Raw genomic sequence first — 21,917 nt, forward strand, 5'->3', positions numbered from 1 at the left:
CCCCCCCCCGCCATTAGGGTGGAACGCAGTCGCGAGCGCCCGACGATGGCTCGACGTCGCCAACCTGAGGGAGACGATTGATGAAACGAGTGTTGCCGGCGCTGCTGGCGTTCTTCGGCGTGGCCTGCATCACCGCCGCGATCGCCATTCCGCTGGCCCTGGTCCCGCAGCTCCGGGTGGTTCCACTCGATCTCGACATCACGTCCAATGCGACCACCGTGCCCGCCGACGGTTCTCCCGGTGAACGCTTCCCGGCGGTCATTTTCGATCGCTGCTCGATCGGTCAGGCCAAGGCCGAGACCCTGCAGGCGCACCTGACCCAGCAACGCCGGTCGGTGATCGTCGACCCGTCGGATCGTCGGCAGGCCACCGTCCAGTCCGCACAGACCGTGCAGGTCGACCGCACGCGCACCGCGGGCGGCGACGAGGCGCAGCCGCCGGCTCCCAACGCCAACGGGGACCTGCAATGCAACGACGGTCTGCTGACCGCGAGCATCGATCGGGTCTCGGTGAGCCGCAAGACGTCGGTGCCGAATGGCACCGTCAGCTCCCTGCAGGTCGAGGCCGCCCCCAAGGGTGTCGACGCCAAGGACGTGTCGGTCCAGCTCACCAACCGCAAGGGCTTCCAGTACAAGTTCCCGTTCGACACCAAGAAGCGTTCGTACCTCGTCTACGACCTCAACACCCGCCAGGACACCGACGCCAAGTTCGTCGGCGAGCAGACCATCGACGGCGTCAAGACCTACCACTTCCAGACCCAGGTCCCCGAGACCGATCTGTCGACCTTGCCCAACCCGCAGAACGAGGCCGCGCTCGGCACCATGCTGACGATGCCGGCCAAGTGGTGGGGCATCACCGGTTCCGGCGTGCGACCCAACGACCAGGTCAACATGCACCGCTACGCGACGGCAACGCGTGACCTGTGGGTTGAACCGGAGACCGGCACCATCGTCGACGGCCGTGAGGACCAGCATCAGTACTTCCGGTCGCCGTACAAGGACGACGACTCCACCCCGGCCGCGGTGCGCAACTACCAACTCGACGCGCTGAAGGGCACTTTCGCCTGGACCGATGACACCGTCTCCGAGCAGGCGTCGAAAGCCAAGCACTACATGGGATTGCTGAAGCTCGGCAATCTCTGGTTGCCGCTGATCCTCGGCATCGTCGGTGTGCTCCTGCTGCTCGCGTGGCTGCTGTTGCTGCTGCGCGCCCGCCGCAACCGCCCGACCGATCCCGACGACGACCTGGACGGCGAGGCTCTGCGGGACGCCGAACGCCGCGGCGAGGTGCCCGACGGTGACGAACCCGGATCGGACGAACCCGGATGGGACGAACCCGGCTCGGAGGAGCCGACGGTCGTCGAGCCGAGCGGTGCCGCTGCGGCGGCACCGACGGCAGTCATCGCCTCCCAGCGCTCTCGGCACAGCGCCCCGCAGTCCCCCAATCCCGAGGACGACGACAGCGCCTATCTGTGGGATCGTCCCACCCAGCGCATCCCCCGCGTCGAGGGACCGGCACCGAAGATCGACGGCGATCGGGACTTCCGATCGATCGACGATTCACCTTCGGCGCCAACGGGTTCCGAGGACGTCGCCCATGACGGCGGCGCCCACGAGAAAGGCGACCCCGACGACGGTGAGACGTCGGTCTTCCGGCGGCCGCCCACGGAGTAGCCGATCGCGGGCGGGTCGGTCATCGCGGGGCGGTAGCTCATCGCGGGCGGTAGGTCATCGCGGGCAGTTGATCGAGACCCGACAGAGCGAGGCCCAGCACACCACCCAGGCCGACTGTCGGGTCCCCCACGACCGCGGCTCTCACCTCGCAATCGTGTAAGTCGGCTTATACCGTGGCTGACTGAACGTCCGCCGAGGTGAGTGGGTGAGCATATGTGGCGTTTCGGTGCACTGGGTTGCGCCCTGGGCGGCGCGGTCGCCGGCGTGCTGATCTCGACGTCCGTCGCCGCACGGCAGGCGGCACACATGCTCTCCCCGACACGGGCCGCGCACCCCGCCCCCACTTCGGAGCAGCCGAGTACGCGCACGGACCCGGTCCGCCGACCCATATAGGTCTCCCCACACCCGTCGCAACGAAATCGAGTAGGAGGGCCGGGTTGCCCGGCCCTCCTCTCACACCACCGTACGTGCGGACCTCGCATACGGCGGTTCGCTGAGTCAGTGAGACTTGGCCCAGGCCGAGTGAAAGAAGATGAGGCCCAAACCCTCCCAGTACTTCGTGGGGAGACCCCGGTGCAGGATGGGAGACTTCGCGATCCGCCAGTAGCCGCGACTGCTCATGCCCCACTGCCAGGCCAGATCAGCCCGAATCCCGAGAGCACGCAGATTCGCGACCCGAGTACGGCCACGCTTCCATTCCTTCCACCGGATTTGGCGCAACCGGCGGCGATACCACTCGTCGAGGTCGGAGAACTTGCGGGGCGTGTCCGCCAAACGGAAATACCCCATCCAACCCCGCACATACTGGTTGAGCCGCATGATGCGATACGTCATCGACACACTCCACCGCCGAGACGTCAACACCCGGAGGCGGGCCCTGGCCCGCGACCACGCCTTCGGCGCCACCCTGATCTTGGCTCCCGACGCGGTGAAGAAGAACCCGAACCCCAGCAACACAGCTGTCGTTGCCGGAGCGATCGAGGACTTGTCTTTGTTCACCCTCAACTTCAACCGCTGCTCCAAGAACACGGTGCTCGTCTCGAGCACCCGTTCAGCGGCCCGCTTGGATTTCACGAAGACACGAATATCGTCGGCATACCGGACGAACCGATGCCCACGCGTCCACATCTCCTGATCGAAATCATCAAGCATGATGTTGGACAACAACGGCGACAACGGTGACCCCTGCGGGGTCCCTTCCGCCGTCGGCTGTCGCACCCCATCGACCATGATCCCCGCCGCAAGATAGGCGCGAATCAGCTTGAGCAGCCGCTTGTCCTTCACTCTCCGCGCAACCCGGGACATGAGGATGTCGTGGTTGACCCGATCAAAGAACGCATCGAGATCCACCTCGACCACCCACCGATAGCCCTGCTCGATCACCGTACGGGCGACCTTGACCGCAGAGTGGGCGCTCTTACCCGGCCGGAACCCATAGGAAACCGGCACGAACCCCGGATCAAAGATCGGGGTCAACACTTGCGCGATAGCCTGCTGGATCAGCCGATCCAGCACCGTGGGCACCCCCAACTTCCGCTGCCCGCCATCAGGTTTGGGAATCAACACCTGACGCACCGGCGACGGACGATACGTGCCCGCATCCAACGCCACCTTGACCTCACCCCAATGCTCCCGACACCACCCACGCAACTGCTCCGTGGAAAGGCCATCCACACCGGGCGCGCCCCGATTACGTTCGACACGTTTCACCGCAACACCCAGGTTCTGCGGGCTAAACACCTGCTCCCACAACTCCTGGCCATCCCTGACATCGTTCCCAGCATCCGCCGGTCGACCACTACGCACAGCCGAGGGCCCTTCCGGATTCACCGGTACCTCCTCATCGGTCTGCCCCACCAGAAGTGGGTTGGCGGCGATCATCGTCGTCGTCACGAGAAATGCTGTTCACAACCGTCAATTCTCAGCGTTCAGCCCTTCCCAGCACTTACCTGATTCCCGCTGGTACTACGACCTCTGCTGACTTCTGCCCCGTCAGCACCACCCTCACGAGCCATGCCGCGCCGACACGATCGTCGACGCACCAGGACAGATCTCCCCAGATAAGAACACTCACTGTCCTCCTGCCGCCGCCGCATTTACACACCGACCGTTTCGGTGGAACGGGCTTCACCATCACGTGCTGGCTCACCCCGACCGACATGCCTCACATACGGTTCGTATCCCTCGGTGCAGGATTTCGTCTCCGGCTTCCTTCCCACCCCACCTCACGGTGACGCAGTTGCCATCAACTAGGAGTTAAACCACCTTCCCCTCCAGAGGACTTCCACCTCCAAGCGAATGCCCATGCTGGGCGTACACAACGAGGGCCGGTGATCAATGATCACCGGCCCTCGTTCGTGGTCGTTCAGGCGCTCGCAGGCGCTCTGACTCCGATCAGCGGATCAGAAGAACGCCGGGGCGAAGGTGCTGCCCCACGACTGCTTGAAGTCGGCCTGCCAGTAGTCCCACCAGTGATCGCCATCGGGGGTGATCCGCGTGGTGAGCTGGATCGGGAGGGTGCGCAGCCGTGCGATGTAGATCTGGCTGCTGGTCGACGCGGCGACCTCGAGCGGAACCATCTGCGCGAAGTGCACCGCGTTGAAGTTCGGGCTGCCCGGGGTGATCGATGAGTCGTAGCGACTGCCCATGCCGGTGCCTGCCGAGATGAAGACGCGATGGCCCGACAGGTTCCCCGCAGAGAGGAACGGGTCGTTCTGGAACCACTCACCGGCCGGGTAGAAGCCCCACATGTTGTTGGGGTCGCCGCCCATGGTCGAGACCGACGCCTGGATGCCCTGGGTGAAGCCGGGCATGGTCACCGTCGGGTAGCCGCTGTAGGACGCGACGGCCTTGTAGAAATTGGGGTGGCGAGAAGCGAGGTTGAGCGCCGAGGTGCCCGACATCGACAAGCCGGCGATGCCGTTGCGCTTGTTGTCGCTGTTGTGCTGCTTCGCCATGTAGGCGGGCAGCTCGCGGGTCAGGAAGGTTTCCCACTTGTTGATGCCCAGCTTCGGGTCGGGGCGCTCCCAGTCGGTGTAGAAGCTGCCGCCTCCGCCGAACGGAATCACGACATTGGTGCCCTTGCCGCCCATCCAGCGGGCCACATCGGTGTTGATCAGCCAGCCACTGTTGTTGTTGGGCGCACGCAGGCCATCGAGCAGATAAAGGGTCGGCTTGGGGCCTCCGCCTCCTCCGTCGACGATGCACACGGGCACGGAACGGTGCATGGCGGCGGAGTAAACGTTCTCCACTCCGCAGCCGTTGGCAGCATGGGCGGCTGGCGCGGCAACCGTGGTGACACCGGCAACGGCGGCCAAGGCCACCATTCCCGCCACCAGGCGCTTACGGGCGCGAGTCAGCATCAGTTGTCAATCCTTACGATCGTGACCCGAGCGGGCTCGTTCACATGGGTGGTGCGGGGTGGTGGCGGCTCTCCGCCCGGGACGATCCCCGTCGCGGCCGATAGTAACGGCCCCATAACACCGCGGCAAAGGCGCTCGAGGGGCCACCACCCACTGCGACAGATCCTGCCAGGCTCGGGTGACTGCCGTCACCTGCACCAATCACGGTTGGACGTCGACTTGATCACATCGGAAAAAGAAATCTGAGATGCGGTCCGAAATGTCCTGAGAGTCCTTAAAGAGTTGTCGGTGAATGCGTGACGCACCGCACCGGTGCCGATCAGGTGTCGGGCGCATTAGTGTCGGTGTCGACTCTCAGGGAGGTCCAGTGACTCAGCAGCAGCAGGCCGACGCCATCGTGGTCGGGGCCGGTTTGGCCGGACTTGTCGCCACCTATGAACTCACCCGCGCCGGACGCAAGGTGATCGTCGTCGATCAGGAGAACCGCAACAATCTCGGCGGGCAGGCGTTCTGGTCGTTGGGCGGGCTGTTCCTCGTCGACACCCCCGAGCAACGGCGTCTCGGCATTCACGACTCCGCCGAGCTGGCACTGCAGGACTGGATGGGCTCGGCCGGCTTCGATCGCGACGACGAGGACTACTGGCCGCGACAGTGGGCCCGCGCCTACGTCGACTTCGCCGCGACCGAGAAGCGGCAATATCTGCACGACCTCGGCCTGCGGGCACCGCTGGTGGGTTGGGCCGAGCGCGGCGGCGGATTCGCCGATGGCCACGGCAACTCGGTGCCGCGATTCCATCTGACCTGGGGCACCGGCCCCGAGGTGGTGCGGATCTTCGCCGAGCCGGTGCTCGACGCCGAGCGGCGCGGCCTGGTCGAGTTCCGTTTCCGCCATCGCGTCGACGGCATCGTCGTCGAGGACGACATGGCGGTCGGGGTGCGCGGCGCCCTGCTCGAGCCCACCGATCTCGAGCGCGGGAAGGCGTCGGGCCGCGAGGTGGTCGGCGACTTCGAGATCCGCGCCGGCGCCGTCGTGCTCACCACCGGCGGGATCGGCCACAACCACGATCTGATCCGCGAGAACTGGCCGGTGGAGCGCCTCGGTCCGGCGCCGAAGACGATGATCGCCGGGGTGCCCGCCCACGTGGACGGCCGGATGCTCGGCATCGCCGAGGACGCGGGTGCGAGTCTGGTGAATCGCGACCGGATGTGGCACTACACCGAGGGCATCATCAATTGGGACCCGATCTGGCCCAATCACGCCATCCGGATCATTCCCGGGCCCTCGTCGATCTGGCTCGACGCCAACTGCGACCGGCTGGCTCCGCCGAATTTCCCCGGCTTCGACACCAACTCCACGATGAAGGCGATCCTCGCGACCGGTCACGATTACTCGTGGTTCATCCTCACGCAGTCGATCATCGAGAAGGAGTTCATGCTCTCGGGTTCCGAGCAGAATCCGGATCTGACGCGCAAGGATCTGAAGTTTGCCGCCAAGAGCCGCTTGGCCAAGGGAGCCCCGGGACCGGTGGCCGCGTTCGTCGAGCACGGTGAGGACTTCGTCGTCGCCGACAACCTCGCCGAACTCGTGCACGGGATGAACAAGATCACCCGGGGCCCACAACTGGATCTGCAGAAGGTCGAACGCATCATCTCCGCGCGTGACGCCGACGTCGACAACAAGTTCTCCAAGGACGCGCAGCTGATGGCCATCACCAATGCGCGGCAGTATCTCGGCGACAAGGTGGCCCGGGTGGCCAAACCGCACAAGATCCTCGACCCGGAGCACGGCCCGCTGATCGCAGTCCGCCTGAACATCTTGACCCGCAAGACCCTCGGTGGACTCGAGACCAACCTCGATTCGGCGGTGATGCGACCCGACGGTTCGGTCTTCGAGGGCCTCTACGCCGCAGGCGAGGTTGCCGGTTTCGGTGGTGGTGGTGTCCACGGCTACAACGCGCTCGAGGGCACCTTCCTCGGGGGCTGCATCTTCTCCGGGCGGGTCGCGGGGCGGGCGATCGCGCGGAAATGAGCAGGCGCGGATCGCGGACGCGGGCCCGCCTCATCGGTACGACCGGTGCGCTACTCATCCTCATCGGCATCACTGCATGTGACTTCGACGCGGGTGTGCCTCGACTGAAGTCGATCGACGCCGACGAGATGGCGACGGCGCTCGACGACGAAGAACTCCGACTCGTCGATGGCTGGGCTTTCGGCCAGGCATTCCAGCAGGACAACGCCTTCGTCGGCAAACCGAATGTCTATGCCCGCTACGACGGGGCACCCGACACCATCGAGACCACGAGAAATCATCCGCCGGGGCCTACCTACTCAGCGTTCTCACCGACCACCTGCGACAGCGTGGCCGGCGAGAGTGTCCGGCACAAGAACCTCGGGTTCTCTTGCGTCCCCGGCCTGCGCCTGTTCGAATCACATCGAGGCACCCCCGGCGACCTCCAGTCGGTGACTGCCCTGATCCTCGGCGACGGGGTCTCCGCCCATCTCTACGTCAACATCGAGGGAACTTGATCCACATATCCTGAAAAGGCTTGCCTGATCTCATCTTTCGCAGGGTTGCCTCAGTGACCACGGCCATCCGGTCAGTCGGATAGGGTAGACGACGTGCCGGTGCCGCAGACGATCCTGACACGCAAGACCAAACACGCCCTGTTCCTGGTCATGACGATCAACGAGGGCGGCGAGTCCGGTGTTCGTGACTTCCTCGCCGAACTGGGCTCCCGTATCAACTCGGTGTCTTCGCGTGCCCCCGATCAGGCACTCGCCGGGATCATCTCGATCGGCTCGGCTGCGTGGGATCGCCTCTTCGACGGCGCGCGACCACGATCGCTGCGGCCGTTCGTCGTCTATGAGGGGCCGGTGCACACCGCACCGGCCACCCCGGCCGATCTACTCCTGCACATCAAGGCCGACCAGGCCGACCTCTGTTACGAGCTCGGCAGACTGGCCATGAACGATCTCGGCGACGCGATCACCGTCGTCGACGAGGTCCATGGCTTCCGCTACTTCGATCTGCGTGACCTGATCGGCTTCGTCGACGGCAGCGAGAATCCGGTGGGGCAGGCGGCGATCGACGCGATCACCGTCGGCGACGAGGACCCGGCATTCGCCGGCGGCAGTTACGTCGCCATTCAGCGCTACCTCACCGACTTCGCCGCCTGGAACGCCATCGGCGTCACCGAACAGGAAAACGCCATCGGCCGAACGAAATTGGACAATGTCGAGATGTCCGACGATGTGAAGCCCGCCAACTCGCACATCGCGCTCAACGTCGTCGAGGACGCCAACGGCGAGGAGATCGACGTCGTCCGCGACAACATGCCCTACGGAAACGTCTCCGGCACCGGCGAACTCGGCACCGGAGAGGCCGGCACCTTCTACATCGCGTACTCCTCGGGTCCCGACGTCACCGAGGAGATGCTGCGCAAGATGTTCATCGGCGACCCGCCGGGCAACTACGACCGACTCCTGGACTTCACCACTGCAGTCACCGGCGCCCAGTTCTTCACCCCGACAGTCGATTTCCTCGACGACCTACCCCCGGCTCCGGCTGCCGGCACCGAAGACGACGAATCCGACGACGCCCCACCGACGACCGCCGAACCGAGACCCACCGCGCCGTCGCGTCCGAGCGACGGGTCGTTGGGCATCGGTTCACTGCACTGACGCGCACTGCCACCCCGATCGATCCGACCCACCACCAAGGAGACGCCTCATGAACAACCTGCATCGCGAACTCGCGCCCATCTCCACCTCGGCGTGGGAGGCGATCGAAGAAGAGGCGACCCGCTCGTTCAAGCGCAACAGCGCCGGACGTCGGATCGTCGACGTCAAGGGCCCCCTCGGACTCGAGGCGTCGTCGGTCACTCGCGGGCATCGATCCAAGATCGACTCCCCCGCCGACGGCATTCTCGCCTTTCAGCGCCATGTGCAGCCGCTCGTCGAACTGAAGGTTCCGTTCACCGTCACCCGCGAGGCCATCGACGACGTCGACCGCGGCGCCGAGGACTCCGACTGGGATCCGGTCGTCGACGCCGCGCGCCAACTCGCGCTCGCCGAGGATCAAGCGATCTTCGAAGGCTATGCGGCCGCGGGGATCTCCGGCATTCGCTCCGAGACCAGCTCCACGCCGATCGCGCTGCCGGAGGACGTCCGCGACTACCCGGAAGCGTTCAGCCAAGCGCTCTCCACCCTCAAACTCGCCTCCATCGACGGCCCGTACTCGATCGCGGTCTCCGCCGACGTCTACAACCTGATCAACGAGACCTCCAACCACGGCTATCCGATCCGCCAGCACATCCAGCGGCTGATCGACGGCGACATCGTGTGGGCGCCTGCGATCTCCGGCGCCTTCGTATTGTCCACCCGCGGCGGTGATTTCGAGCTGACCATCGGTCAGGACGTCTCCATCGGCTACGACTCGCACGACGGCGACACGGTGAACCTGTACTTCCAGGAGTCCTTCACCTACCTCACCTACACCGGCGAGGCGGCGATTGCGTTGACAAAGGGCTAAGGCCGTTGGTGGCGAAGCCATCTCGCATACTCTCGCCCATGTCGATGAGCCGCGAAGTCGGTGAACATGGGCCCGACCAGACGGTATCGATGCCCTGTGCTGCGCTCAGCCGATGGTCGAGCACCGCCCAATGGTCGAGTACCGTCCTTCCACATGGAAACATGTTCGCGGCAAAGGCGATTCGAGTTTCGTGACCGTTCTGGTCGACCTCACGTGACGAGCATGTGGCGGTCACCTACGCCGTCTACCAGGACCTGATCGACACCTACGACAGCGTGCGGTCACTCACCCACTCCGACGGCCTGGCAGAACGCCCCCACGCACTCCGAATCAGGAAGGACCGGTTGTCCGTCGACTGGGCGCTATTCCCGGCGTGTGCGTACCCTCCGCATCGACTGGACGTCGCGTGCTCGCAGGGACTCACGCATCCGCAAGCCGGTGCGTCGGTCGGTTGGGCGCGGCCCTCCCATACGCTGGTCGGAACGGCCTCACCGATCGGATCAGAGGGTGTAGAGAATTTCGCGCGCGGCGCGTTCGCCCGAGCGAACGGCGCCATCGATATAGCGGCTCTTCAAGCTTGAGCGGGCAATGCCTGGTCAGAGGCCGGCGTGTCGATGACGTGAGACGCCCCTGGTCTCCGGAAATCTGGATGTTGCGACACATTCAAGATTTCGGTGAGGAGTACCAGGGGCATGGCTGATGTTACGTCGTTGTTGTTGGGTCTGGAAGGACTCGAGGTCAGGGCTGTCTCGAGGCAGGTCGACCGTGTTCGGGTGGTCCATGTGGTCACCGGCGATCCGGAGGCGGCCCGGTGCCCGGACTGCCGGGTGGTCTCGACGTCGGTGAAGGATCACGCGGTCACCCGGCCCCGCGATATCCGCTATGAGGATGATCCAATCCTGTTGCGGTGGAACAAGACCCGATATCGGTGCGGGAACCCGGACTGTGAGCGTGCCACGTTCACCGAATCGATCCCGCAAGTCCCACCGCGGCGCCGAACAACGACGCGATTGCGCACTCAGGTCGGCCGTGCCGTCGGGGACGCAGCCCGCTCGGTGGTCGAGGTTGCCGCCGGAGTCGGCGTGTCCTGGCCGACCGCACACGCCGCGTTCGTCGAGCACGCCGACCGGGTACTGGGCACCCCGCAACCGGTGCGCGTCCTGGGGATCGACGAGACCCGCCGTGGCAAGCCCCGCTGGGTCCGTGACGCCGACGGACGACGCTGGGTACGCATCGGCCCGTGGGACACCGGGTTCATCGATCTCGGTGGCGATCAGGGCCTACTCGGGCAGGTCGAGGGCCGCACCAGCACGGCCGTCACCGACTGGCTGACCGCGCAGTCCGAGGAGTTCCGCGACCAGATCAGCCACGTGGTGATCGATCCGTCGGCCGCCTACGCCGCCGCGGTCACCGACGCCTTGCTGCCGAACGCGCAGTTGGTGGTTGATCATTTTCATCTGGTCAAGCTGGCCAACGACATGGTCACCGCGGTGCGTCGGCGGGTCACCTTCGACGCCCACGGTCGCCGCGGTCGCACACAGGACCCGCAATGGGCCAACCGGCGACGACCGCTGAGTGCGCGAGAACGACTGTCGGACAGATCATTTGCGAAGATGTGGAATGCGTTGATCGACCACGATCCCGGCCACCGACTTTCGATCTCCCCATGATTCGAGCATGCCGACGCCTTTCACTGATCCGGATTCGCTACACCGGCGATGAAAGAAGTGAACCATGCCCATCCCGGCCACCCACCCGGCGGCGACGATGCGAACGACGGACATCTCGGCGCATCGAGTGCGCGGCGACACCCGCGAGACCGTTCAGGGTCAGCACCGGAGGTGGAGCGGCGAGATGAAAGCCGTTGTTGCCCTTCGCCCATCGGTGATGGCGATGCCGGTGGCCACACCAGGCGCTCGCCACATTCGGCCACTCCGGTGGGTGATCACGGTCGCACCGGTCACGTGGGGCACGGTGAACACCTCAACAGCACCCCTCCTCGCGGCCGATATCCTGCCCCGATCCGCGTCCTACGATCTCTCGGCCACCATGGGGCGTGCGGCACTGTGGGATCAACGTTTCGCAGTATGGGGTATCGCACGGGTTGTCGGACTGGTTGTCTCGGCCCGGGGTCAAGGGGCGGTCGGATCACCCAGCACAAAGTCCGGGGCACCGAAGACGAAGTTCTCGGGAATGTCGGCGATCTCCATCACCGTACCGAGATCTTCCTCGGTACCGAAGTAGGCAAATCTGAGTTGCTCCATGTAGGTACCGGTTTGCAGCAGCGAGTATCCGTCGGCCTGCAAAGTCGTCACCGCCGAATCGAATAGATCGCCCCGAGCGTCAAAACACAAGTGCTGGATACCTTCACCGCGCTCGTCGAGGAAATCCTGATAGATCGAGAGACCTTTGACCGGCTCGATGACCTCATAGGTCATCTCACCGATCCGGCACAGCGCCATCAGGATCGTCGACGACTTCTCGACCCGACCCCGGTAGGTGTATCCGGTCAGGTTCGATTCGTCGACGGTGTAGACCGCCCAGGGACCGATCCCCAGCCGAAGCATGCCGTCGACGGTCCTGCGCAGGTCCCGCGTGACGCGAGCGACCTGAAAGAGCGGTCCGACAGAGTAGTTGGGAAGACCCAGGGGCTGCAGTTCGGCACTCATCTTTTCTCCTCGTTGATTCGATCTTGCTCGTCATCGACGATGACGAGTGCTTGCGCCGGACACCGTTTGGCGCCTTTACGCGCGGCTATCGCTTGCTCACCGACCGGCTCGGAGATCAAGATCTCGACCTTGGCGTCGGGCAAGTCGTACACGTCAGGAGCGGCAGCCACACAATTGCCATAGGCCAGGCACGCTCCGCGATCGACCTCGATCCTCATCGTGCCGACCCCATCGCACTGGGTACCGCCGCACCAAGGACCTCGGCTGCATCGTCGAGGGAGCCGCCCTTGTGCACGTGTCGCCGCAGGCCGACGATGCTGCGGGTGGCTGCAAGTCCGATACACCCGGTGACCAGGCCGTCACGCCGATGCAGGTACACACCCGCCGGTGCGTCCGCGGCGACCGCAAAACGCTCTATCTCATCATCGGGACGAGGTCGGCCGAAGGTCTCGATGCGCACGCCGAATTGATCGGACCACACATAGGGCACACTGTCGAATTCGGTTGCGGCGTCGCGACCTGCGAGCAGATTGTGCGCGGCACGCTGCCCCTGTTCGGCTGCGCTGGTCCAATGTTCGGAACGTCGGGCGATGGTGCCGTCGATCAACCGGATGCGAACCACGTCGCCGGCGCCGACGATGGAGTCGCCGGCAAACAGAGTGCGATCACAGACCAGACCGTCCTCGATCTGCAGACCCGAATTTGCCAGCCATTCGATGTTGGGTACCGCACCGATCGCGATGAGTGCGGCATCGACCGACTCCGAACTCCCATCGGCCAAGGCGATATCCACCGAACCGCTCGAGCCGACCGCGGGAATGGACACTCCGCTCACCGATACCCCGGTTCGCAGACGTACCCCCTTTTCCCGCATCAGCTCTGCCATGTCTGCACCGACCTGCGCACCGAGGACGTCTCCCATCGGCGTCGAGGCACGTTCGATCACCACGACGTCGGCGCCGTTCTCGGCGGCCACCGAAGCCACCTCGGAACCGAGGAAGCCGCCGCCGATCACGCCGAGGACCCGGCCACTGCGAACGTGCTCGGCGAGTCGACGGGAATCGTCGAGGCTACGAATGGTGTGTAGGCGGGTTCCGTCGGCGACCAGCCCCGGAATCATCCGAGGTCGTGCACCCGTGGCGATCACCAAACCGTCATAGGGCAGAGTCGACCCGTCGTCGAGGAGCACGAGGTGTGCACCCGAATCGACTCCGACCGCAGCGGTGGCCATGCGGGTCTCGATGCCGAGATCGGCGAGTTCACCGTCACCGATCAGTGCAAGACGCTCGACCGACCACTCGCCACTGAGATATTGCTTGGATAGCGGCGGCCTGTCGTACGGCAGATGCTCTTCGGCGCCGACGAGCACTATCGAGCCATCAAATCCTTCGTCGCGCAACGTTTCTGCTGCACGTGTGCCGGCCAGCGATGCGCCGACGATCACCACGGTCTGCATGTTCTCGTCCTTCTGTCGTAGGCTTCCTCGGTCGTGACGGTCGGCGCATCCACGCCGAGCGATTCGGTGCTCACCACTGCCACGGCAACAGGCCGACCGGGATGACCGCGCCGGTCACCCATTCCGCAGCGGTCAATGCGACAACGCTGTCGGCCACCGCCCGTGGATCAAGGACGCGGCCACCGAAATTCCGCGGCGATTCGCCCTGCGCCGACGTCGAGATCGCGTGACGCGCCTGGGCCAACATGGCGGTCTCGGTCGCTCCGGGGAGGACGACGTTCACACGAATCCCGTGATCGGCCAATTCGATTGCCGCAGTGCGTGAGAAGCTGATCAACGCCGCTTTGGACGCGCCGTACGCGCCGAGCTCGGCCTTGCCGTAGGCGGCCGCCGACGCGACATTGATGACGCATGATCCCGCACCGAGCCCGTGCATTGCGGCGTTGAGCACGGTGGCCGCCCCTGTGACATTGACGTGCAAGCAGTGCTCCCATTGCGAGGGATCGGTGTCGGCGAGCGATCCCGCCGGACGCACCGCTGCCGCATGAACCACCAGATCGATTCGCGCACCGGCAATCTCGACAGCTCGCACACAGTCCATGGGCTGCGCAATGTCGCCGACCACTCTGCTCACACCCGAGTGCGCGCCGTCGTCGGGATAATGCAGATCGAGCGCGACCACCCGATAGCCATCGGCACCCAACCGTTGCGCCACCGCTGCGCCTATCCCCGCCCCCGCGCCTGTGACCAGCGCGGTGCGTTGCGCGGCAGTCTCGGTCACACCCCGGCCCTCGCGCTCGGGGACTGCGCAATCGTGCCATTTCCGATCGTGTTCGGCGTCGTCGGCTCGGTCATCAGATCCGCCCAGCTCTCACCACTGGTGATCCGGGCCCACCGTGCATAGAAGTTGCGAGCGTTTTCCTCGGTGGACCAGTGTGTGGACTCGACGGCGCCGTCGAGGGAGCACGGGGTGGTCATTCCGATGCCCTGGGCATAGTTGTAGTCGAAGGTCTGCGCCTGGGTTCCGCGGCTGGCATTGGTCGCATAATCCCAGTTCTCCATATCGTCCTGCTCGGTCATACCGCCGGGACCGGAGTACCGCAAATAGTAGTGCCGCAACCACTCACGGGCATCGGCACGCATGTCCTTGTCCACCACATACCAGCGCCACATCTCGGTCTCCCATGGCGAGACCGGGTGCGCCACCAGAATCGACTTGGGAAAGCCCAACGCGTGAAACGACATCGACGGAAACAGGGTGGCCGGGCCATTGGCCCCCGGCGGAGCACCCTGCTCGCGTCGAATCTCTTGCTTACGCGCGTTCATCTCGGCGAAGTACTCGGTCAGCTCCGGACGATCGGTGAACGTCGGCGACGGCCGCACCTCGTCGGGGGAATCGCACGCACCGTGACCGAGCAGCGGATAGGACACCGACCGCTGGAACTTCGCGCGGCGCGCGGCGAGCGCGTCGGGGCCGGTCCCGTGCCGGGTCCCGCCCGGGCCGGCAGGCCCGATACCGACGGTCTCCACGCTCGAATGTGTGGTGTCGGCGTGATAGGAGTCGCCCAGAAAGTTCTCGGCGACAAACTTCCAGTTTGCCGGCACCCGCCACCGTTGCACGCCGGCAATGGTTTCGGCACCCGCTCGCACCCCCGCCATACTGTCGGCAAGATTGTTCAACCAATGCACAAAAGTACCGACGTAGTCGGCGAAGTCGGGGGCGCCGGCGTCCCAGGTGGCAAAGATCAGGCCGCGATAATTCTCCACCCGACCGGGACGCACCAAACCCCAGTCCTCGCGTCGGAGCTTACGCCCGTAGGCGCCACCGAACTGTGGTACCCCGAAGAGATCGCCTGGCGTGTCGACGATTTCACCGTCGATCGAATACGACCAACCATGATACGGGCAGGTGAAGGTCATCGTGTTGCCCTCGTCATATCGACAGACCTTCATACCCCGATGTCGACAGGAGTTGAGCAGAACGTACACCTGGTCATCGGTTCCTCGCGTCATCAAGACCGCGTCGGTGCCCATCCGCGAGGTGAAATAGTCTCCGGGATGGGGGATCTGCGACTCGTGGCCGACGAACAACCAAGCGCGGCCGAAGAGATTCTTCATCTCCATCGCGAAGATCGACTCATCGACGAAGATCTGCCGACTGATGATGCCGTTCTCGACATCAACGAGGGCGGAGAGGTCGGGAGGTGTGTGATCTGCCTGGGTGCGATCGGGCTGGGTGATCATGGCGCGGACCTTTCGTCGCGTGCGCCGGCGCTGGGAATGCCGGCGGTGGGAGTCAGAAGAAGATGGTGAGGCTTTTGGCCAGGAGTACGCTCTGGTCGAGGTGGACCACACGTTGCCGGATCAGCCATCGATCATCGCGGCGCACGAGCACGTCACGCCGACGACCGATGAAGGTATCGGTTTCGGTGTCGACCCGGTTGCGGGTGACGACGAATCGGGAGGTGACCTCGATGTCCTCGGAGGTCACCTGCACCAACCGCACATTGGAAATGAGGTGCGTGACCCGCGACACCGGCTCCTCGGCCCAATGCTCGCCGGTGGCGAGTTGGCGCACACGCATCGTCAGGGTCGTCTTGTCCTCGTCGAACCACATGGCGTCGTGGCCCGCGCGGGTGAACTCTCGCTCCGGTGTTTCGGCAGAGATGTTGCGGCGCAGTGGGATCTGATAGCTGATGTCCTCATGGAGGAGATCGAGCCATTCGAGGTACCGCCGCTCGTCGAGTAGATCGGCCTCTTCATACAGGAACTGCTCGACATCGAACTGCAGACCACGCAGTTCGCTCAGATCAGTGGAGGCAAGTGTCATCGGATCGCCTTTCGCTCGTCGCGGTACCGGGCCGGGCATCGGAGAAGCTGCGACGTGGGGTGCCGACCCCGTACGCCACACCCATGCCGGTGATCCACGGCTCGACCAATTCGTAGGAAGTGAAATCTGCCTTGGCATTTCCAGCCGCAGCCCACGCCGCAGCCCAGGTCCGAATCTCATTGGCGCCACCACCGCGACGATCGAGCTCGTCTTGGGTGAGATCATGAGACCACCCGAGATCGGCCCGGGTCATCGCGTCGAGGATGCTGCGATCCCATTGCTCATCGAGATAGGTCAGCGCTCCGGCAATCGATTCTCGTCGCTGATCTGCATCGAATCTGCGGGCGCCGGGAGCAGGTTCGGGGAACGGCGGGTTGTGACTCAGTCCGCCGGTGCCCACGAACAGGACCTTGTCGTCCCGCTCGGCGAGCAGTTCGCCGATCACCGCACCGACGTGCGCTGCACGCCGCACCGGGAACAGTGGAAAGCCAATGGCATTGATGACAATCGGGATCAGCGACACCGCGTCGGGTCGGGTGAACAATTGCATCAGGGTCAGACCCATCCCATGATCGACCGACACTCCCTCCGCAACGGCGAGATCGACATCGGCGGCCACAGTGCGGGCGTACAGATCGGCGGCGAGCGGTGAGATGTCCAATTCGCACTCGGGAATGTCGAACTCCGCGAGCGTCTTTCCTGAGATCACCCCGGTGAACGGCGGCCGGATACTGTTCAACAGATTCATGTGGTCCGGGGCGAACAGGACCACCACATCGGGACCGAAGTCTGCGATGAACGCCTTGGCCTGCTCGACTGCTCTCCGATAGATCGGCCCGGCAGACTCGTTGCCGGGCAACGTCATGAACGGGCTGTGTGACAGACACAGATAGGCGCGATCGGCGCTGCGCTCGAGACCGGTGTCCATCAGTAACCCTTCGACATCGGCGCGCGCCCACTACGCTGCTGATCATCCTGCAGAGTGCGCCGGTGCTCATCCCAGGTGACAAAGCCCGCCGACACCCGGTAGTTCAGGCCGAGTGAGTCCAGCAGCCGAGAGTTCTCGACCAACAGCATCCGCACCCCCTCATCAGCGCTGTCGTTGTAATGCCGATGCCAGTGCATCGTTGGCACGCAGATGAAATCCCCTGGGCCCCAGGCAACTACCGCGTCTTCGATCTCGGAGTGCCCGTGACCCGACACCACCACGTGGACGGCCTCGTGATGATGCTGCTGCATATCCGAGGACTCCCCCGGACCGAACTCCTGGAGGAACAGTTCAAAGGTCTTCATCGGCGATGCGAGCACAGGACCCAGCCGGGCCGGATTCGTGCCCGACGGGGTGTACCAGGCCACATCTTCGGCTCGCACCAGATAGGAGTCGTCGGAGTTCACTCGGGGCAGAGGGGTTCGTTGGATTGCGATGTCGGCACGGAACTCGGCGAGAGCGACCGCAGCGCTGATCGCCTCGGTCTTGTCAGTGGTGCTGCGCTGCGTGGTCATCGGGCCTCCTGGGTCGGCTTCGACGAACGGATGGCGTGCTCCTCAACGAACTCCGCGAGACCGCAGTCAGCGCGTTCGCGTCCGATGCCGCTCTGTTTCACACCACCGAAAGGCATGTCGAACGACAGCGACCACACGTTGTGGGAGTTGATGAATCCGCAGCCGGCAGACACACGACGGGCCACCGCCATCGCCCGATCCTGGTCGGTGCTCCACACCGATGACGCCAGCCCGTACTCGCTGTCGTTGGCCAACATGACGGCGTCATCAACGCTGTCGTAGGCGATGATCGGGATGGCCGGACCGAATTGCTCGGTGACCACCAGCGGATGGTCGGCGCTGATGCCGGTGACCACCGTGGGCAGCAGGTAGTGGCCGCGGCTCTCGAGATCGGCTGCGGTGTACCGGCCTCCGCGGTGAATCGTCGCACCGCTGCGTTCAGCGGAGTCCACGAGTGTGATCACGCGAGCGCGTTGCGCCGCGGAGATCAGCGGCCCGAAAACCACGCCCTCATCCAAACCATGGCCGACCACACATTTCTCGAGCCAACCGGTCATCGCTTCGACGAGTTCGGTTGCGCGCGTCCGCGCGACGTAGATGCGCTTGACGCCGAAACAGATCTGACCGGCGCGGGTGAACACCCCACGACACAGTCGGTCGACGAGTTCGTCGATGTCGGCGTCGTCGAGGATGAGTGCCGGGTCGTTGCCGCCCAGCTCCAATCCGACGCGTTTCACGGTCCCCGCCGCCGCGGCGGCGACCTTGCGTCCGGTGTCGGTACCCCCGGTGAACGAGACCGCGCGGATGTCGCGATGTGCGGTGAGCATCGCCCCTGCCGCATCGCCGTTGACGATGTTGAGGACGCCGTCGGGTAGTTCGGCAGCGATCGCGCCGAGCAGCCGGCTCAGGGCCAGCGGTGCCAGCGGCGACGGTTTGACCACCACAGTGTTTCCGGCCACCAACGCCGGCGCCACCTTGCTCAATGCCAACACCATCGGCGAGTTCCACGGGACGATCAGTGCCGTCGGGCCCACCGGATCACGCGCGATCACCAGCGATGACGACTCGTCGACACGCACGGTGTCGGCCAGAAATCGCGGCGCCCGCAGGAGCGTGTCGGTGGCCAACGCCAGACCGCGAGCGATATCGGTGCTCGCTTCGGCGTAGAGGGCACCGTTCTCGCGCACCAGGAGGGTCGCCAAGGACGGCGCCAGCGCATGCGCGGCGGCTACCCCGCGTGCCAGGGCCGCTACCCGATCCTCGGTGGCCAACTGTTCCCAACCGTGGCTCGCGGCCACCGCAGAGGCCACCGCGGCGTCGACGACGTCGGCATCGGCATCGGCGATCACTCCGACGACATCATCGATCCGGCCGGGGTCGGTAACCTCGGTGGTCGGTCCGCTACTGCGCCACCGACCGCCGATGAGGTGTCCCACTAGCGTGTCGGTGACCACCGATCCGGCCGTCACTGCACACTCCCCGCGTTGACCGCACCCGCGTCGGTGCTGTGCAGACGATGCATCTGCGCCAATCGCCGGCCCGACTCGCGGGCGCCCTCGGCGTAGTCGTCCGGGCATGCGGTGTAGGGCGGTCGAGCCGGGCCGGCGGCGATGTATCCGGCCTCGTTGATGCGGATCTTCTCCAACTGCACGTTGTATCTGGAGAACAGTTCGAAGCTGCCGTTGGGGAAAAAGGTTTGTGCCGCATGCTGATACTGCGCGCCGATCTCGTCGATCCGGCCGGCATCGGCCGCTGAAACGGCCTCACGGAGCGCGACCGCCGGGGCCGGCCCACACGACGCACTGCCACTCCAGCAGGCCTGCACGGTGCCTTCGCTGAGACGCCAGGCGGTCGGCCAGTCACGCTCGACCGGCAAGATCGCCATCGTGCCTTCGGTGGCTGCGAGGTCGGCGACGAAAGAGGGGCCCATCATCGGATACTTGGTGGCAACGATCTGCGGGATCTGCGCGAGCTGGGCATAGGCCTGGGTGGAGATCCGACCGCGAAAGGACACCGGATTGTCATAGATCACGATCGCGAGATCGTCGACGGCTCGCGCCACATCGGAATAGAACCCGACCGTCGCGGTGTCGTCGCACGGCGACCACATCGGTCGTCCGAGCAACAGTCCCGACGCCCCCATATCAGCGAATAGCTTTGCTCGCGTGATGGTATCGCGAGTATTCAGTGTGGTCGCACCTATGAAGACCGGGACTCGTCCGGCGGCGGTCTCGATCACGGTGGCGGCGAAATCACGGTGCTCGTCGAAGGTGAGTGTCGCCCCCTCCCCAAGAGTGCCGTTGGCCATGATCGCATCGACGCCGTCGTCAATGAGCGCTGACACCGCTCGGGCGGTTTCGGTGTGGTCGACGGTATCGATCGCTGCGGGATCGGAGGCATTGGCAGTCGCCGGTGTTGGGATGATGGCCAACACGCCACGGATATCCGAGGTGTCTACTCGCATCGGTGTTCAGCTCCCGATTCCGCTGGACTGCAATCGCTCTCGTGCGGCAGCAGCGACGGCTTCGGCATCGAAGTCGTAGAGCCAGCGCCGGAAGGTGACCGAGTCGACGATCTCGGAGTCACGGGTCGTCAGATCGGGATACTCGGAGTCATAGCGGCGGCCGTTGGCCCGTGCGCCGGCCTGGACCTCACCTGTCCGCGGCCGGCGCACCTGCGCGTAGCCGGCCAGTGCGTCAACGATGTCGGCGTGCGCAGGTCCGCAGCCATCGAGGAAAACACCTAGCGCCGCAGCATCTTCGATGGATTGATTGGCACCCTGACCGAGGTGCGGCAGCATCGGATGGGCGGCGTCACCGAGCAACGCCAACCGACCCGAGGTCCACTCGGTCAGTGGTTCACGGTCGTAGAGCCCCCACCAGTGGGTCGTCTCCACCCGTTCGAGGAGTCCGGTCACCACCGGATCCCAGCCTTCGAAGGATCGACGCAGCTCATCGGGATCTCCCGGCGCCGACCATGATTCGGCGAGTTCGCGAGTGCTGGGCACGAATGCGACGTAGTTGATCAGTTCGCCACGACGGACCGGATACACCAGAAAGTGCTTGCGGTCACCCATCCACAGCTGCGATGCCGCCTGCTTCCATTCCGGAAGCCGTTGCGCAGGAATCAATCCGCGATATGCGATAGAACCGGAGTTGACCGGAGTCGACGGTTCGACCACGTACCGCTGCAGGGTGGAGTTGATACCGTCGGCGCCGATCACCACGTCGGCGTGTGCGCGTTCACCGTTGGCGAATTCCACGTGAGCACCCGACTCGTCCTGGGTGAAGCCCACGCACCGGTAATCGGCGTGAATGCGTTGTGCTGGAAAGGATTCCACCAGCGCATCGAGAAGATCAGCTCGATGCATGCCGTACATGCCATTCCACCCCTGAGAATCCGAGGTCAGGATCGGGGCGACGACCGATCCGTCAGCGCGGTAGTAGGTGGAGCCGTCGGAGATCCGTGCGCCAACTTCCGCCAGCGCCGGCCCCAGTCCGATCCGCTCGAGGAATCGCAGACTGTTGGGGGTGATGAGAACCCCGGCGCCCACCTCCGCCAGCTTCGGCGCCTGCTCGTAGACCTCGACGTCGAGACCGCGTGCCAACAGCGCGCCGGCCGCCGCCATTCCGCCGATTCCGCCACCGATGACGGCGACCCGAAGATCGCCAGTACCTGTGTGTTGTGGACCGTTCTGCACCACTGACCCCTTGCCTGTTGCGACTCTGCGTCTCACTGCGGCCCGCATATTCGCGTGACCGCATCGACTTCCCTGCACAGTCTTTCCAGACGACGATCGGTGAATCAACGAAGCCTTCCGGCGAACGGAACGCCGCCCGGGTCCCTCTGCGACACTGCTCGCACCACAGCGCCGATCAGCGGCCGGTTGTCAC

Annotated in this window: 19 protein-coding genes; 6 read left to right on the plus strand and 13 right to left on the minus strand. The window is 64.8% G+C overall.

Features of this window, described 5'->3' with window-relative positions:
* Positions 1-80 precede the first annotated feature (80 nt).
* Complete coding sequence (locus B1964_RS23165) at positions 81-1,673, plus strand: DUF3068 domain-containing protein (protein WP_253194145.1); 1,593 nt, start codon at positions 81-83, stop codon at positions 1,671-1,673.
* A 498-nt stretch (positions 1,674-2,171) separates the two neighbouring features.
* On the opposite strand, the gene ltrA is transcribed toward B1964_RS23165, so the two are convergent.
* Both ltrA and B1964_RS23175 read right to left on the minus strand, forming a co-directional pair.
* Positions 2,172-3,554: a group II intron reverse transcriptase/maturase gene (gene ltrA / locus B1964_RS23170; RefSeq protein WP_172398938.1), complete on the minus strand. Its 1,383-nt coding sequence runs from the start codon at positions 3,552-3,554 to the stop codon at positions 2,172-2,174.
* 521 nt (positions 3,555-4,075) lie between these two features.
* Positions 4,076-5,035, minus strand: a complete 960-nt coding sequence (locus B1964_RS23175) for an alpha/beta hydrolase family protein (RefSeq protein ID WP_006369317.1) — start codon at positions 5,033-5,035, stop codon at positions 4,076-4,078.
* Positions 5,036-5,402: 367 nt separating this feature from the next.
* On the opposite strand from B1964_RS23175, the gene B1964_RS23180 reads away from it, so the two are divergent.
* From B1964_RS23180 to B1964_RS23205, 5 genes are all read left to right on the plus strand, one after another.
* A complete protein-coding gene (locus tag B1964_RS23180; RefSeq protein ID WP_079931435.1) occupies positions 5,403-7,064 on the plus strand; it encodes an FAD-binding dehydrogenase in 1,662 nt (553 codons plus the stop codon).
* On the plus strand, positions 7,061-7,561 hold the full coding sequence (locus tag B1964_RS23185; protein WP_014358557.1) for a hypothetical protein: 501 nt from the start codon (positions 7,061-7,063) through the stop codon (positions 7,559-7,561). The genes B1964_RS23180 and B1964_RS23185 overlap by 4 nt, the downstream gene beginning before the upstream one ends.
* 93 nt (positions 7,562-7,654) lie before the next feature.
* The gene (locus B1964_RS23190) at positions 7,655-8,716 is read left to right on the plus strand and encodes a Dyp-type peroxidase (RefSeq protein ID WP_006369315.1); all 1,062 of its coding nucleotides are present in this window, start codon (positions 7,655-7,657) and stop codon (positions 8,714-8,716) included.
* A gap of 49 nt (positions 8,717-8,765) precedes the next feature.
* Positions 8,766-9,566, plus strand: a complete 801-nt coding sequence (locus B1964_RS23195; RefSeq protein ID WP_079931436.1) for a family 1 encapsulin nanocompartment shell protein — start codon at positions 8,766-8,768, stop codon at positions 9,564-9,566.
* Positions 9,567-10,258: 692 nt separating this feature from the next.
* The gene (locus tag B1964_RS23205; RefSeq protein ID WP_079931438.1) at positions 10,259-11,236 is read left to right on the plus strand and encodes an ISL3 family transposase; all 978 of its coding nucleotides are present in this window, start codon (positions 10,259-10,261) and stop codon (positions 11,234-11,236) included.
* Between the two features lie 462 nt (positions 11,237-11,698).
* Here B1964_RS23205 and B1964_RS23210 read toward each other — a convergent pair whose 3' ends face one another.
* The 11 genes from B1964_RS23210 to B1964_RS23260 form a co-directional block, all read right to left on the minus strand.
* Positions 11,699-12,235, minus strand: coding sequence for a VOC family protein (locus tag B1964_RS23210; RefSeq protein WP_079931439.1), 537 nt, complete (start codon positions 12,233-12,235; stop codon positions 11,699-11,701).
* Positions 12,232-12,453, minus strand: a complete 222-nt coding sequence (locus B1964_RS23215) for a ferredoxin (RefSeq protein ID WP_079931440.1) — start codon at positions 12,451-12,453, stop codon at positions 12,232-12,234. Before B1964_RS23215 ends, B1964_RS23210 begins: the two co-directional genes overlap by 4 nt.
* Positions 12,450-13,691: an FAD-dependent oxidoreductase gene (locus B1964_RS23220; protein WP_079931441.1), complete on the minus strand. Its 1,242-nt coding sequence runs from the start codon at positions 13,689-13,691 to the stop codon at positions 12,450-12,452. The genes B1964_RS23215 and B1964_RS23220 overlap by 4 nt, the downstream gene beginning before the upstream one ends.
* A gap of 70 nt (positions 13,692-13,761) precedes the next feature.
* Positions 13,762-14,472 (minus strand): SDR family oxidoreductase, encoded by a 711-nt coding sequence (locus B1964_RS23225; RefSeq protein WP_172398939.1) that lies wholly within the window; start codon positions 14,470-14,472, stop codon positions 13,762-13,764.
* Positions 14,469-15,935 carry an SRPBCC family protein gene (locus B1964_RS23230; protein ID WP_079931443.1) on the minus strand — a complete coding sequence of 489 codons (1,467 nt, stop codon included), beginning with the start codon at positions 15,933-15,935 and terminating at the stop codon, positions 14,469-14,471. The genes B1964_RS23225 and B1964_RS23230 overlap by 4 nt, the downstream gene beginning before the upstream one ends.
* Positions 15,936-15,987: 52 nt before the next feature.
* Positions 15,988-16,521 (minus strand): 3-phenylpropionate/cinnamic acid dioxygenase subunit beta, encoded by a 534-nt coding sequence (locus B1964_RS23235; RefSeq protein ID WP_079931444.1) that lies wholly within the window; start codon positions 16,519-16,521, stop codon positions 15,988-15,990.
* Complete coding sequence (locus B1964_RS23240) at positions 16,502-17,449, minus strand: hypothetical protein (RefSeq protein WP_079931445.1); 948 nt, start codon at positions 17,447-17,449, stop codon at positions 16,502-16,504. Before B1964_RS23240 ends, B1964_RS23235 begins: the two co-directional genes overlap by 20 nt.
* Complete coding sequence (locus tag B1964_RS30760; RefSeq protein WP_079931446.1) at positions 17,449-18,024, minus strand: cupin domain-containing protein; 576 nt, start codon at positions 18,022-18,024, stop codon at positions 17,449-17,451. Before B1964_RS30760 ends, B1964_RS23240 begins: the two co-directional genes overlap by 1 nt.
* A complete protein-coding gene (locus B1964_RS23250) occupies positions 18,021-19,493 on the minus strand; it encodes an aldehyde dehydrogenase family protein (RefSeq protein WP_172398940.1) in 1,473 nt (490 codons plus the stop codon). The genes B1964_RS30760 and B1964_RS23250 overlap by 4 nt, the downstream gene beginning before the upstream one ends.
* Positions 19,490-20,488, minus strand: a complete 999-nt coding sequence (locus B1964_RS23255) for a dihydrodipicolinate synthase family protein (RefSeq protein WP_079931448.1) — start codon at positions 20,486-20,488, stop codon at positions 19,490-19,492. Before B1964_RS23255 ends, B1964_RS23250 begins: the two co-directional genes overlap by 4 nt.
* Positions 20,489-20,494: 6 nt before the next feature.
* Positions 20,495-21,724, minus strand: a complete 1,230-nt coding sequence (locus B1964_RS23260) for an FAD-dependent monooxygenase (protein ID WP_216354274.1) — start codon at positions 21,722-21,724, stop codon at positions 20,495-20,497.
* Positions 21,725-21,917: the final 193 nt, after the last annotated feature.

Source organism: Gordonia sp. i37 (genome assembly GCF_002043085.1).
GTDB lineage: Bacteria > Actinomycetota > Actinomycetes > Mycobacteriales > Mycobacteriaceae > Gordonia > Gordonia polyisoprenivorans.